A 12,756-nucleotide genomic window follows, 5' to 3' on the forward strand; every position below is an offset into this window, starting at 1 on the left:
AGTGTTTGAACTGACAACGCAGCTTTCGCTGCATCAGACGGAATCTGGCTTAGATTCCAAATTGAAATTGAACAAAGAATGTGTCATTCTCTTTCCTTCACTTTTGTCTTTTGTTTAGTTTTCAAAGGGCTTTTCATGGTGGGCCTGAGTGGACTCGAACCACCGACCTCACGCTTATCAGGCGTGCGCTCTTACCAACTGAGCTACAGGCCCATTTTTTCCTGCATAAAAATGGAGCGGGTGATGGGAATCGAACCCACGACATCAGCTTGGAAGGCTGAGGTTTTACCACTAAACTACACCCGCATAGTGAGAACTTATTTAATTAAGCAAGCAATGGTCGGGAAGACAGGATTTGAACCTGCGACCCCTTGGTCCCAAACCAAGTGCTCTACCAAGCTGAGCTACTTCCCGTTTCACTCATAAAATAAGTATGGTGCGGTTGAGAGGAGTCGAACCTCCACGGGGTGAACCCCCACTAGGCCCTCAACCTAGCGCGTCTGCCATTCCGCCACAACCGCAAAAAATAATGGTGCGGGTGAAGGGACTTGAACCCCCACGTCCGAAGACACTAGATCCTAAATCTAGCGCGTCTGCCAATTCCGCCACACCCGCATGTGTGTAAATGTTGCTATGTTATTCACTTGGTAAAAATGGCGGTCCAGACGGGAATCGAACCCGCGATCTCCTGCGTGACAGGCAGGCATGTTAACCGCTACACCACTGGACCGTATATTCTGATGGTGGAGGATGACGGGCTCGAACCGCCGACCCCCTGCTTGTAAGGCAGATGCTCTCCCAACTGAGCTAATCCTCCAAGGGTCGTTTTGTTACCGACAAGAACTTATTATACTTGAATAACTCTGTGTCGTCAATAACTTTTTTAAGAAAATAATTGGTGACCCGTACGGGATTCGAACCCGTGTTACCGCCGTGAAAGGGCGGTGTCTTAACCACTTGACCAACGGGCCATATCTGGCGGAGAAGGAGGGATTTGAACCCTCGCGCCGCTTGCGCGACCTACACCCTTAGCAGGGGCGCCTCTTCAGCCACTTGAGTACTTCTCCGTGATGGCTCCACAGGTAGGATTCGAACCTACGACCCATCGGTTAACAGCCGATTGCTCTACCACTGAGCTACTGTGGAATAATGTAAGTAGTTGCTGTGCCGATACGCTCCGTTTCGACAAGAGCTATAATACCATGCAGCAAATTATTATGTCAATATTGTTTCAACTTTTTTTCTATAATTGCTGTCCGGCGTTTCGGCGACTTTTATAATGTATCACAGAGAAGAGAACGACGTCAACGACTTTCCTATCTTTTTTTCATCCAATTTCTCCAGGCGACCGCCGCACCTTCCGCACACATACTTATCTGTATTCATTCTACGCCTGCGCGGGTATTCCTGACTGCAGGAAAGACAGGAATACAAATGGACCGTCCGGCTTTTTCTTCTGGCCCCCGGGAGTGTCTGGCAGTGCCTCGAACCTCCCACCTTCTGCAGGAGCCTGCGGAAATCGGCATCACGATGCTGGTAGCCCCGGCCCTCCAGATGAAGGTGGTAATGGCAGAGTTCGTGCTTAATAATCCCGATTAATTCATCCATTCCGTAATATTCCAGATGTTTCGGGTTGATCTCGATATGATGAGTTTCCAGCGCATAACGGCCACCGGTGGTGCGGAGGCGGTGGTTGAAAAAGGCTTCATGTTGAAATGCTTTATTAAAATAACGTTCTGACAGCTCTTCTGTCAGTTTCTGCAGTTCGTCATTCCGCAAAGTCCGCCACTCCATCCCGATAAGTTTATGTCCGTATCTTACCATCTTCCCCCGCTGCTGAAAAGGCTGCTTTCCAAAAATCATAACAGGCCGGATTAAACAGCATTTCAGGATGGTTGTCCCGGTACTTCTGACGGCTGTCCGAAAGCAGAGGATCCACCCCGCCTCTGTCCCATCCCGGTACTTCACCGGAAATGTCTGCTGCTTGCGCGGTATGTATCTGAAATTAAAAAGACTGCGGTGGCCGATTAATGGACCACCGCAGTCTGAAATGACCGCTGATTCCTGCTCTTTCTTGTTTACATGATCTATTGGCTTTTTGGCTGCTTCATCGTCAGCGAAATTCTTCCTTTCGCTGCGTCCACCTGTTCCACCCAGACGGTGACGACATCTCCGACCGAAACGACTTCCATCGGATTTTTAATAAATCGCTCAGCCATTTTGGACACGTGTACGAGGCCGTCCTGTTTTACACCGATATCGACGAATGCGCCGAAATCGACCACATTCCGTACCGTTCCTTCGAGTTCCATGCCGCTTTCCAGATCCTCCATATTCAATACGTCCTGCTTTAACAGCGGTTCAGCCACTTCATCACGCGGATCCCGGCCCGGCGTCTGGACCGCTTCTAAAATATCCTGAATGGTCGGAAGACCGGTATTGGTTTTCTCCGCGAGCTTCCCGGAATCAACACCTGCTGCCGCTTTTTCCGCTTCAGCAGATCCTATCTGCCCGGCGGTCAAGCCCAGCTCACGAAGGACTTCCTCTGCTGCCGCGTAACTTTCGGGGTGCACGGCTGTAGCATCCAGCGGCTGCCGGCCTTCCGGAATCCGAAGAAAACCGACGGCCTGCTCATACGTCTTCGCTCCGAGTCTTGGAATCTTTTTTAGTTCTGTGCGTTTTGTGAACGGCCCGTTTTCTTCGCGGTGCTTGACGATATTGCCTGCAACAGCCGAAGATAGACCGGACACATATTGGAGAAGCGCCTGCGAAGCTGTATTCACATTAACGCCGACGCGGTTCACGACCGTTTCAACGACAAACTGAAGGCTCCCGGCGAGCTTTGTCTGACTCACATCATGCTGATACTGACCGACCCCGACGGACTGCGGGTCAATTTTGACCAGTTCAGCCAGCGGATCCTGCAGACGTCTCGCAATAGAAACCGCACTCCGCTCTTCCACTTTTAACTCAGGAAATTCGGCTTTTGCCGCTTTGGAAGCAGAATATACACTCGCTCCAGCTTCATTGACAATGACAAAATAGACGCTGCCATCCGTTTCTTTCATTACATCGGCAATAAACTGCTCCGTTTCACGGGAGGCCGTGCCGTTGCCGATGGCTATCATCGTAATCTGATGACGCTTAATCCAGTCGAGCACTGTCTTCTTTGATTTTTCCACTTCATTCCTCGGCGGCGTCGGGAAAATAACGCCCGCTTCCAGAAACTTTCCGTTCGGGTCCACCGCTGCGAGTTTACATCCGGTCCGGTACGCAGGGTCCACGCCGAGAACCGCTCTTCCGCGGAGCGGCGGCTGCAGGAGCAGCTGACGGAGATTCTGTGAGAATACATCAATGGCATGATTCTCTGCTTTTTCTGTAAGTTCATTGCGGATATCGCGCTCGACAGCTGGATATATCAGACGCTTTCTCGCATCCTCCAGCGCACGGATCACTTCATTGGAAGCCTCTGTCCCCGGATACGTGATCCATTTCTTCTCCATAAACCGCTTCACACTCTCTTCCGGCGGTTCCACTTTTACACGAAGAATTTCTTCTTTTTCCCCACGGTTCACCGCGAGCGTCCGGTGCGGCACCATCCGCTTTACAGACTCACGGAACTCGTAGTACAGCGCGAAAACTTCTTTCTCATCCTCCGCTTTTGCCTTTTTCTCTGCCATAAGCACGCCGTCATTCCAGACAGCCCGCCGGATCCAGCTTCGCGCCTCCGGATCATCCGCTGCCTGTTCCGCAATTATATCCAGCGCCCCCTGAAGTGCGTCTTCCGCTGAAAGGTCTTCGGTCACGTAGGATTCCGCCTCTTTCAGCGGGCGGATCTTTTCTGAGCCCTCAGCCAGAAGCGCAGCAAGTGGTTCCAGGCCACGCTCTTTTGCTTTAACAGCGCGCGTCTTCCGCTTCTGCTTAAACGGCCGGTACAAATCCTCCACGGTCTGCAGCCGCTCGGCTTCCTTCACCCGGCTCTCCAGCTCCTCTGTCAGCTTCCCCTGCTCCTCCACTAACCGGAGCACTTCTTCTTTCCGTTTCTCCAGGGACTGGATATACTGCCACTGCTCCAGGACCGCACGAATCTCTTCCTCATCAAGTCCGCCGGTCTGCTCCTTCCTGTACCGGGCAATAAACGGAACCGTATTGCCCTCCTCGGAAAGCGAAATGACCTGTTCCACCGACTTCGCCCGTATTTCCTGAGCCTTCGCAATCTGCTCTACTGCTGCTGTCATATGTATCCTCCTCCTATGCCCTCTCAGTATAACGTTTCAGCCGCACAAAAATACAGCGGCTTTCGATAGATCTCCATGCCCGGATAAACACCACGCTTCTACCGGCAGCCGCCCTCCATTAGAGAGTGAGCACCCGACTCACTGAACTGCGCCGCATTTGCAGCTGGATATCCATAAAAAAACTGCCAGACAGCGGATGCCTGACAGTTCCCTATTATTGCTGTTCCTGATCCTGCTCTTCTTTCTCTTTGGAAGAAAGAACAAGCCGACCGACCATAAACGTCGCATCATCATCAATGTGATTAATTTCCCGGCTGATCCGGAGCATAATTTCCTCCGGTGATTCGTGGATCGAAAACAGCTGCCGGTGCAGCGGGTTTTTCGCAAACCCGTCCGAATACATAGAAAAATACGTATTCTTCGGAAACTCCCAATTCTGGCGGACCGGCCGCTGCGGGCGGCCGGAAAGATACCCGCGCTTGGGAACCGGACGGACAACATTTCCGTCCGGATAATGAAGGTGCAGCGTAATATTCCCGACATTCATGTATTCACACTGCTCCTCCTCCGGATAAATCCGGAGAATCGATACGACGGCACCGCGCGTGCCGGACATCGCATCGTTAATTCGGTGAAACAGCTGTTCCAGTGGAAGCGATGCTTCCTCTTTCACAAGCGTCATCGCAATGGATGCTGCCTCCATTGCTTCTTCACCGCTCCCGAGCCCGTCTGCCATGGCGCATGTAATACTGCCATTTTCTGCAGTAGCAAAATAATCATCTCCCGAGCACCAGTTACCGCCTTTTGCGGTATGGAACACGCTGACATCAGCTTTGCCGAGGTGCAGATGCTCCATCATGTTAGAATGCCTCCGTCGGCTCGATTCGAATAGACTCCCTCAGTTTCTGAAGGGCGCGGCGCTGGAGACGGGAAACATGCATCTGGGAAATGCCTAATTTTTCGCCGGTTTCTTTTTGGCTCATGTTATCAAAATAGGTGAGCTGCAGAATCTGCTTCTCACGTTCTGTAAGTACGGTAAACGCTTTTTCCAGAAGAAGCTGCTGATCCGTTTTCTCATAGCCGCCCTCATCCTGGCCGACAAGATCGAGAAGCGTGACAGCACTGCCTTCATCATCTGCTTCAATGGACCGGTCAACGGACAATGCCTGATAGCTCTTGCCCATTTCCATCGTTTCCAGAACTTCTTCTTCTGAAACGCCGAGATGATCGGCAATTTCCTGAACACCCGGAGAGCGCTGCAGAGACGTCGTAAGCTCTTCGACGGCACTTTTAATTTTTGGACCAAGCTCTTTGATACGGCGCGGCACATGTACGCTCCACGTTTTATCCCGGATGAAACGCTTGATTTCACCAACAATCGTCGGAACAGCAAACGACTCGAAGCTCCGGCCGTAAGTAGGATCAAAGCGGCGGAGAGCTGCAAGCAGGCCGATCATGCCCACCTGAATCAGATCCTCGTCGTGGCGCTGACCGCGTGAAAATTTCCGGGCCAGTGCATGAACGAGACTCTCAAATTCAAGAACAAGTTCCGTCTGCAGGCTCTCGTCGCCGGTTTCCTGAAACTCAGCTATTTTATCCAGAAGCTCCTGCTTCGGCTGGTTATTGTTTTGGTGATTCTTCTGCGGCTGGCTCGACATGGGCTTCCACCTCATCTCTCTGCAGGAATTTCGTCATTGTAATGATGACACCTGCTTCTCCCTGGATAGTCACCTCATCCATCAAAGTTTCAATAAGGAAAAGCCCAAGCCCTCCTTCCTTCAAGTCCTCCACCGGTTCGTCCTTGGATACAGGTCCGCGGTTTTTAAGCGTATCCACATCCACCGCTCCGCCGTGATCTGCAACCATCAGCTCCAGGTGGTCTTCGTGGACCGTGAAAGCTACGTGCATCGTGTTGTCTTCAGAATCCTGGGCGTAGGCATGATTGACAACGTTCGTACACGCTTCCGCAATCGCAATCTTGATGTCTTCAATGTCATCATAGGAGTAGCCGAGTCTGTTTGCCACACCGGATACAGTCAGCCGGACGACACCTACATATTCCGGTCTGGCAGGAACTTTCATCTCAATAACTTCAGATGACTGGTTCATACTTCAGGCCTCCTCTCTTCGTGCTGAATCAATTTGAATAACTTCGTGAAGACCGGTAATTTCAAACAGACGGCGTACACGGTCATTCAATCCTGTAAGTACGAGGCTGCTTCCGGATTTTTCGGCTGTTTTCAACGCACCGATAAAAATGCCGAGTCCGGTACTGTCGATATAATCAACACCTGCGAGATCCACAACGAGACGGTTGTTTTCTTCCTCTGCAAGCGGCGTAATCGTCTCTTTCAGCTTGGAAGCTGTATATACGTCTACTTCTCCATTAACAAAAGCTACTGTTTCCTGTTCATGTTCATGAACCTGGATATCTAAATTCATGCTTTCCCTCCTACTATTCTTCAATCGAGTGAGTATCTTGAAGCCTATTCCCTCTGATAAGAAACTTAAACCTCTCTTCGGAGAAGCATGAGTGTGAAATCATCACGCAGCTGAAACTCCTGTGCCTTTTCGAGTTCCTGGAAAATTTCATCGACGATCTCCTGCGCGGAAAGATGGAGACGCTCACGGATCATATCAGTAATCTGCTCCCGCTCAATAAATTCACCGTCCACACGGCTTTCCGTTACACCATCCGACAGGAAAACGACGAAATCGCCAGGGGAAAGTTCAAAGGACTGTTCCTTGTAGGCAACCCGGGGGAAGACACCGAGAACAAGCCCTTTTTCCTCCAGCGTTTCAAACGTATCCGTGGATGCATGATAAAAAAAGCCGGGCTCGTGACCGGCACTGGCAAAATAAAAATGATGCTTGTCCGGGTGATACACACCGTACATCATCGTGATAAACATATCTTCATCTATGTTACGCTCCACAACCCGGTTCAGACTCTCCAGTACGAACCCCGGCTGCATTTGATTGTTTGTCAGTGTGTCCATCGCATATTTAATCATCGACATCGACATTGCTGCGGGCACACCTTTCCCGATAACATCGGCGACCGCAATAGCCAGATTGCCATGCTCATCAAGATCATAGTGGTAGTAGTCGCCGCTCATCTTCCCGGCAGGGACACTGACGACGCCGAAATCGACCCCATCCAGGTCGATCCGCCGTTCCGGAAGAAGCGTCCGCTGCATCTCCGCAGCCACATTCAGCTCGGATTCAAGCTCCTGCTGACGGTCTCTGAGACTCTGATGCTCCCGGTAGGCAAGCCCATAGCCGATCATGACTTCCACGAGAAGGTCAAACGAATCTTTAACCTCCTCCGGCAGGTCATGTGCAATATCCTGAAAAACGGAAAGGTGAAGACTTACAGTTTCTTCAGGCGACATATCCTGTTCCATCATCTGCTTGCTGAACTGCTGTGCGTGGTATAGTGCATGTTCGCTCTTGTCTTCGAGATAGCTCGTCAGCATATCACGATAGAGCTGATACATAGAAACCTGCATATCCTCCAACCGGCCCTTCCTCCTTTTTCAGATTATCGGAGCCATTTTACTGCAGTAATGACAGTCCCGCTATCGAGCTCCGAATCAATATCAAATTCATCCATCAGCCGTTTTACGCCGGGAAGTCCGGCGCCCAGTCCACCCGATGTGGTAAATCCATCTTCCATGACCCGGCGGACATCCCGGATTCCGGGCCCCTCGTCCGAGGCAATGATCTTCATTCCCCGCTTATTCGAATCCGCTACTTCCTCAATTTTAATCTGACCTTGATTGGCATACAGGTAAATATTACGCGCAAGCTCAGAAATGGCTGTAGTTATTCTTGCCTGATCGACAGAACCGAACCCGATCTCTCTAGCCAGTTTGCGGCCGGCCTGACGGGCTGCGACAATTCCCCATTCACTGTTAATGTCGACGTGGGTTTGAACTTGCATATTTCACCCCTCCAGTTCGAGCTGCAGTCGTTCCAGCCCTTGTTCAAGGTCCAATGCAGTCGGCACTTCATCAAGTGCAATGCCCATATCGATCAGCGTGATGGCTACTGCCGGCTGAATCCCGGTCAGTACGACACGCGCTCCCATCAAATTGGACATATCCACTACATCGCCAAGTACTTTTGCTATAAACGAGTCAATCATCTCCACTGACGTCAGATCAATGACGACGCCGCGGGACCCTTCTTCGTGGATTTTTTCCAGGACATCTTCCTGAAACTGCAGTGCTGTCTGATCATCCAGATCCACCTGCACAGAGATTAATAGATAGTCGTGTAATTTCAGTATAGGAATTCGCAACCCAGGTCCCCCCTACGCTTCCGTTTCAATAATTTCCCGCTTGGTCATTGCCAGTGCGGTTTCTACGCCTTTTTTCAACGTACTCTTCGTTGGAAACTTCCCAAGATCAATGCCGAGATTAACGATCGTCTGGGCAATTTCCGGACGGATGCCGACAAGTATGCACGTCGCTCCGACAAGACGGACGGCTTCAGATGCCTGAATAATGTGGTGCGCCACCATCGTATCGACAACCGGAACCCCGGTAATATCGATAAGCACCACCTGGGAGCGGTGTTCAATAACACCTTCCAGCAGATTTTCCATAATCAGCTTGGCACGTTCGGTATCGATTGTTCCGACAAGCGGCATGACACTGATTTTGTCAAAAACCGGGATAAGCGGTGCTGACAGTTCTTTGAGCGCCATTTTCTGCAGAAACACGGTGTTTTCCCAGGAGCCGGAATACTGATCCACAAGAAGATTGACAACCTCATCCACCCAGTTTTCAATGTCCTGGAAGAATTCAATTTTACTGCTGAACTCGTCTGAATTCTCTGCTACTATTTTCACCGAAGCCTTGCGGAACTCCTGCAGGCCGCGGGTAATAAAATTAAGCGGCCACCCCATCTGGATGAGCTTTTCCACAAACTGATTAAGCTCTGTGTCCGCTACTACATCCTGCTGAAGTGTAATTAATAATTTATCAATAAATTCCCGGCTTGTACTTTCATACACCGAGGCAGATATATTTTTCAGTGACTCATCCTGCCGGAATGTCTGTACCTGCTCCAGCCAGGCTTCAATAATCTGATCCTGATACTGAAGTACTTCTTCTCGTATTGTGACCTTCATCCGTCATTGCCTCCACTCTTCGAACAGTCTATATGAGTCTATTATTCCACTGATAGTAAGGTTTTGCAAACGTTCAGGCCGGGAAAACATAAAGAGTTCTGCTATTTTCTCTGAAAGTTGCACGAGGGCAGGCACTGCGCCGGATGCAGAGACACAAAAAAACCGGACGGTATCTCTTCGTCCGGTTTTTGTAAGATGACAACTAAAAGTCAATGAGGCCGATGCTGATGTTTAAGGCTTCATTCACTTTTCCCATCATCTTTTCGTCGAGCTGCGTTATTTTGTCAGTCAGCCGCTGTTTGTCAATCGTGCGGATCTGTTCCAACAAGACCACAGAATCGCGGTCAAATCCATATTTTTCGGCATCAATTTCTACGTGTGTTGGGAGTTTCGCTTTTTGGATCTGGGCAGTGATGGCTGCAACGATTACGGTCGGGCTGAAACGATTGCCGATGTCGTTTTGTATCACAAGCACCGGACGCACCCCGCCCTGTTCGGAGCCGACGACAGGTGAGAGGTCTGCAAAATAAACGTCTCCACGTTTGACTATCAACGCTGCTACACCCCGCTGACTAGCCGATCCAGCGTGGTCTCCGCCTCCTCTTCAGCCAAAAAGGATTCTGCAGCGATGTTCAAATTAATTTTAGCCATTTCCATATATCCCTGCTGCATGGTTTCGCGGATGTGCTCTTTCTTCCGTTCCTGCACATAGAGTTTCGTTGCTTCCTGAATCATTTCATTTCGTTCCAAACGATCCCCTCCAGTCAGAGCATCCACCTCAGAAACAAGTGTTTCGGGCAGATTGACAGTAATATCTTGCCTGGCTTCCATGATCACACGGCACCTCCACACGACAATACAATAATAAGTCCACACTCATCATAGCATTTGAAGGGGTGGTATGCAAAGCGGTTTTTTACATTTCTCCCACAATTTTTCGTGAATTTTCTTGACATTGAATCCGGTTTCGCCGCTATTGTATCACAAGATGTTGTAGTAGACCTCCGTCTTTCTTCCCTGTTTCTGTAAAAGGCGCGGCACTCTGGCACTGATCACACACGGAATTTCATAATTGATCGTATCTAGTCTGGCCGCTGCCTCTTCCATCGATACATACTCGCTTCCCTGCGCTCCGATCAGTGTCACAAGCTCTCCGGATTCGATTCCTTCCGGCACGCGGATAATCATCTGATCCATGCAGATTCTGCCGATGATCGGGCAGCGCTGTCCGTTAACGAGGACATCTCCGCCCTGATGCATCCGGATCCAGCCGTCTGCATACCCTATTGGAACGGTTGCAGCCCGCTCCCGGCTTTCTGCCGTATACGTCCGCCCATAGCTGACCGTGTCTCCCGGTTCGAGAGTTTTTACATGCGTAATGCGGCTGTGGAGTGAAAAAGCTGGTTTCAGCGCAAAAGGAAGGTCCGCTGTAATGGAGGGGGACGGCGTCAGCCCATACATCGAGATACCGAAGCGGACGAGGGAAAAGCCTGCTTCCGGAAAACGCATGGCTGCTGCACTGTTTGCGCAGTGACGCACCGGAATGCTGCCGATGACAGATTCCAGACGGTCTGCCACCTCCTGAAAACGGGCTGTCTGTTCTTCAACGTACGATGTTTCCTGTTCGTCCGCCTGGGCAAAGTGCGTAAACATGCCCACGGCCCGTCCGAATTCCGCTGAAGCTGCACGGGAAGCAAACGCATCGATTTCTTCGTTCGTTTTAAGCCCTAGACGGTGCATGCCGGAATCGATTTTTATATGGTAGTCAAAGGACTGTCCGGACGCTGCCGCTGCTTTCTCCGCACGTTCGAGCCACCACGGCTGGAATGCCGTTACGATTATATCGTTTGCCGCCGCTGTCACAACGTCCTCAGGCCGGATCATGCCGAGCACGAGAATCGGGGCAGTGATCCCAGCTTCTCTAAGCGCGATCGCTTCATCAAGAAGTGCCGTACCGAGCCACTGTGCACCGGCTGCCAGTGCCTCCTCTGCTGTCGGCACTGCTTTATGGCCATAGCCGTCCGCTTTAACGACAGCCATGATCTGTACGTTCTCATCAAGGAGGCCGCGCAGATTCTTCGTGTTGCTGTGTATTGCATCGAGGTCCACTTCTGCCCAAGTATCACGGTAAAATGTCATAGTATACCCTTCTTTCACGACTCGATAATAACCTGTGCACACGCCAGATCGTGCGTGTGGCTGATGGAAACGTGCAGGCGCCTGGCCTCCCGGCGTACCGTTAAATACGGCCGGCCGTTCTCGCTGCGCACGGTCGTTATGTCCTGAAAAGAGACATTTGTGCCGATCCCGGTGCCGTTGGCTTTCGCGTAGGCTTCTTTGACACAGTACCTTCCGGCGAGGTATTCCCACCTGCGCCTGCCTTCCAGCCGTTCGAACTCCTGTCTTTCCATATCCGTCAGCACCCGCTCCGCGAGTCTTTTTCCTGCTTTTTCAACACGCTCAATTTCAATCACATCTATTCCGGTTCCTTCAATCATGATGCTTCGGTCCTCTCTCCCGTGCGCCCGCCTCTCCTCCTGTGCTAAACTTATTTTGTATCTGAGAAAGGAGGAGAAGAATGTTTCTCCGTAACGAACGCTTTTCTGAATATATACGCTTTTATCCAATCGTATCATGGCTGATTGCAATCAATCTGTTTATCTATGTCTGGACCGGATTTTTTCCGTTTCTAGGCGGTCAGGAAATTCAGCTGCTGGGAATCGGCAACAACATAGCAGTGCTCGTCTACGACGAATGGTGGCGCCTGCTTACACCGATCTTCCTTCATGCGACGATTATGCACGTTGCTTTCAACTCGTTCGCGCTGTTTCTCTTCGGCCCGGCCCTGGAAACACTCCTCGGCAGATTCCAGTTCCTGCTGTTTTACCTGGGAACCGGCGTATTCGCGAACGTCGTCTACCTGTTCCTCGGCGATCCGCGCATTTCCCACCTTGGGGCTTCCGGCGCCGTGTACGGCCTGCTTGGTATGTATTTATATATGGCCGCCGTCAGGAAAGACTTGATTTCCCGGGTGAATGCACAGACAATTACAATCATCATTATTATCGGGGTTATTATGACTTTCATCAACCCTGGAATTAATATCATCGCCCATCTTTTCGGTATGATCGCCGGAGCTGCAGTTTCTCCGCTCCTTCTCCGGCGGAAAACGCCATCGGATACGTACCGCTCTGCCTCCCGTCCGGCTGAGGATGAAATCGGCTTTGATCCCGACCGCTGGCGGAAGAAGGAGAAATGGAAAAAACGGCGCTGGATGTACCTTCTCAGCGGCGCTGCGCTCATGATCGGATTTTTCGCTGTCGTCAACTGGATCTTTTTTATGTAATCAAAAAGGCTGCCTGCGGATTAATTGCAGGC

At 50.8% G+C, this 12,756-nt stretch carries 15 protein-coding genes and 10 tRNA genes; 1 reads left to right on the plus strand and 24 read right to left on the minus strand.

Annotation, left to right across the window (positions count from 1 at the left end; translation table 11 throughout):
- Window positions 1-136: 136 nt before the first annotated feature.
- The 24 genes from C6I21_RS06100 to acpS all read right to left on the minus strand — a co-directional run bounded on the left by C6I21_RS06100 (window position 137) and on the right by acpS (window position 11,876).
- A tRNA-Ile gene (locus C6I21_RS06100) sits at window positions 137-213 on the minus strand.
- 19 nt (window positions 214-232) lie between these two features.
- A tRNA-Gly gene (locus C6I21_RS06105) sits at window positions 233-306 on the minus strand.
- Between the two features lie 31 nt (window positions 307-337).
- Window positions 338-414: transfer RNA gene (locus tag C6I21_RS06110), tRNA-Pro, on the minus strand.
- A gap of 20 nt (window positions 415-434) precedes the next feature.
- A tRNA-Leu gene (locus C6I21_RS06115) sits at window positions 435-521 on the minus strand.
- Between the two features lie 9 nt (window positions 522-530).
- Window positions 531-615: transfer RNA gene (locus C6I21_RS06120), tRNA-Leu, on the minus strand.
- A gap of 39 nt (window positions 616-654) precedes the next feature.
- A tRNA-Asp gene (locus C6I21_RS06125) sits at window positions 655-730 on the minus strand.
- 11 nt (window positions 731-741) lie between these two features.
- Window positions 742-817, minus strand: a tRNA-Val gene (locus tag C6I21_RS06130).
- Window positions 818-896: 79 nt separating this feature from the next.
- Window positions 897-971, minus strand: a tRNA-Glu gene (locus tag C6I21_RS06135).
- A gap of 5 nt (window positions 972-976) precedes the next feature.
- Window positions 977-1,067: transfer RNA gene (locus C6I21_RS06140), tRNA-Ser, on the minus strand.
- 4 nt (window positions 1,068-1,071) lie between these two features.
- Window positions 1,072-1,146: transfer RNA gene (locus C6I21_RS06145), tRNA-Asn, on the minus strand.
- 138 nt (window positions 1,147-1,284) lie between these two features.
- A complete protein-coding gene (locus C6I21_RS06150) occupies window positions 1,285-1,779 on the minus strand; it encodes a SprT family protein (RefSeq protein WP_105958781.1) in 495 nt (164 codons plus the stop codon).
- 308 nt (window positions 1,780-2,087) lie between these two features.
- Window positions 2,088-4,238: a Tex family protein gene (locus C6I21_RS06155; protein WP_105958574.1), complete on the minus strand. Its 2,151-nt coding sequence runs from the start codon at window positions 4,236-4,238 to the stop codon at window positions 2,088-2,090.
- Between the two features lie 214 nt (window positions 4,239-4,452).
- Entirely contained in the window at window positions 4,453-5,097 is a 645-nt protein-coding gene (locus tag C6I21_RS06160) for a SpoIIE family protein phosphatase (protein ID WP_105958575.1), read from the minus strand.
- Window position 5,098: 1 nt separating this feature from the next.
- The gene (sigB, locus tag C6I21_RS06165) at window positions 5,099-5,896 is read right to left on the minus strand and encodes an RNA polymerase sigma factor SigB (RefSeq protein WP_105958576.1); all 798 of its coding nucleotides are present in this window, start codon (window positions 5,894-5,896) and stop codon (window positions 5,099-5,101) included.
- Window positions 5,859-6,347: an anti-sigma B factor RsbW gene (rsbW, locus tag C6I21_RS06170; protein WP_105958577.1), complete on the minus strand. Its 489-nt coding sequence runs from the start codon at window positions 6,345-6,347 to the stop codon at window positions 5,859-5,861. The genes sigB and rsbW overlap by 38 nt, the downstream gene beginning before the upstream one ends.
- Before the next feature lie 3 nt (window positions 6,348-6,350).
- The gene (locus C6I21_RS06175) at window positions 6,351-6,680 is read right to left on the minus strand and encodes an STAS domain-containing protein (RefSeq protein ID WP_105958578.1); all 330 of its coding nucleotides are present in this window, start codon (window positions 6,678-6,680) and stop codon (window positions 6,351-6,353) included.
- Window positions 6,681-6,745: 65 nt separating this feature from the next.
- Window positions 6,746-7,750, minus strand: coding sequence for a SpoIIE family protein phosphatase (locus C6I21_RS06180; protein ID WP_181186150.1), 1,005 nt, complete (start codon window positions 7,748-7,750; stop codon window positions 6,746-6,748).
- Window positions 7,751-7,782: 32 nt separating this feature from the next.
- Complete coding sequence (locus C6I21_RS06185; RefSeq protein ID WP_105958580.1) at window positions 7,783-8,184, minus strand: anti-sigma regulatory factor; 402 nt, start codon at window positions 8,182-8,184, stop codon at window positions 7,783-7,785.
- Window positions 8,185-8,187: 3 nt separating this feature from the next.
- The gene (locus C6I21_RS06190; protein ID WP_105958581.1) at window positions 8,188-8,544 is read right to left on the minus strand and encodes an STAS domain-containing protein; all 357 of its coding nucleotides are present in this window, start codon (window positions 8,542-8,544) and stop codon (window positions 8,188-8,190) included.
- A 12-nt stretch (window positions 8,545-8,556) separates the two neighbouring features.
- Window positions 8,557-9,378 (minus strand): STAS domain-containing protein, encoded by an 822-nt coding sequence (locus C6I21_RS06195; protein ID WP_105958582.1) that lies wholly within the window; start codon window positions 9,376-9,378, stop codon window positions 8,557-8,559.
- Between the two features lie 202 nt (window positions 9,379-9,580).
- Window positions 9,581-9,931 carry a type II toxin-antitoxin system PemK/MazF family toxin gene (locus C6I21_RS06200; protein ID WP_105958583.1) on the minus strand — a complete coding sequence of 117 codons (351 nt, stop codon included), beginning with the start codon at window positions 9,929-9,931 and terminating at the stop codon, window positions 9,581-9,583.
- 5 nt (window positions 9,932-9,936) lie between these two features.
- A complete protein-coding gene (locus C6I21_RS06205; protein ID WP_105958782.1) occupies window positions 9,937-10,209 on the minus strand; it encodes an antitoxin in 273 nt (90 codons plus the stop codon).
- A gap of 150 nt (window positions 10,210-10,359) precedes the next feature.
- Entirely contained in the window at window positions 10,360-11,517 is a 1,158-nt protein-coding gene (gene alr / locus C6I21_RS06210) for an alanine racemase (protein ID WP_105958584.1), read from the minus strand.
- 14 nt (window positions 11,518-11,531) lie between these two features.
- On the minus strand, window positions 11,532-11,876 hold the full coding sequence (gene acpS / locus C6I21_RS06215) for a holo-ACP synthase (RefSeq protein ID WP_105958585.1): 345 nt from the start codon (window positions 11,874-11,876) through the stop codon (window positions 11,532-11,534).
- Window positions 11,877-11,956: 80 nt separating this feature from the next.
- On the opposite strand from acpS, the gene C6I21_RS06220 reads away from it, so the two are divergent.
- Window positions 11,957-12,724 (plus strand): rhomboid family intramembrane serine protease, encoded by a 768-nt coding sequence (locus C6I21_RS06220; protein ID WP_105958586.1) that lies wholly within the window; start codon window positions 11,957-11,959, stop codon window positions 12,722-12,724.
- Window positions 12,725-12,756 lie beyond the last annotated feature (32 nt).

The sequence above is a fragment of the Alkalicoccus urumqiensis genome (assembly GCF_002993335.1).
GTDB lineage: Bacteria > Bacillota > Bacilli > Bacillales > Salisediminibacteriaceae > Alkalicoccus > Alkalicoccus urumqiensis.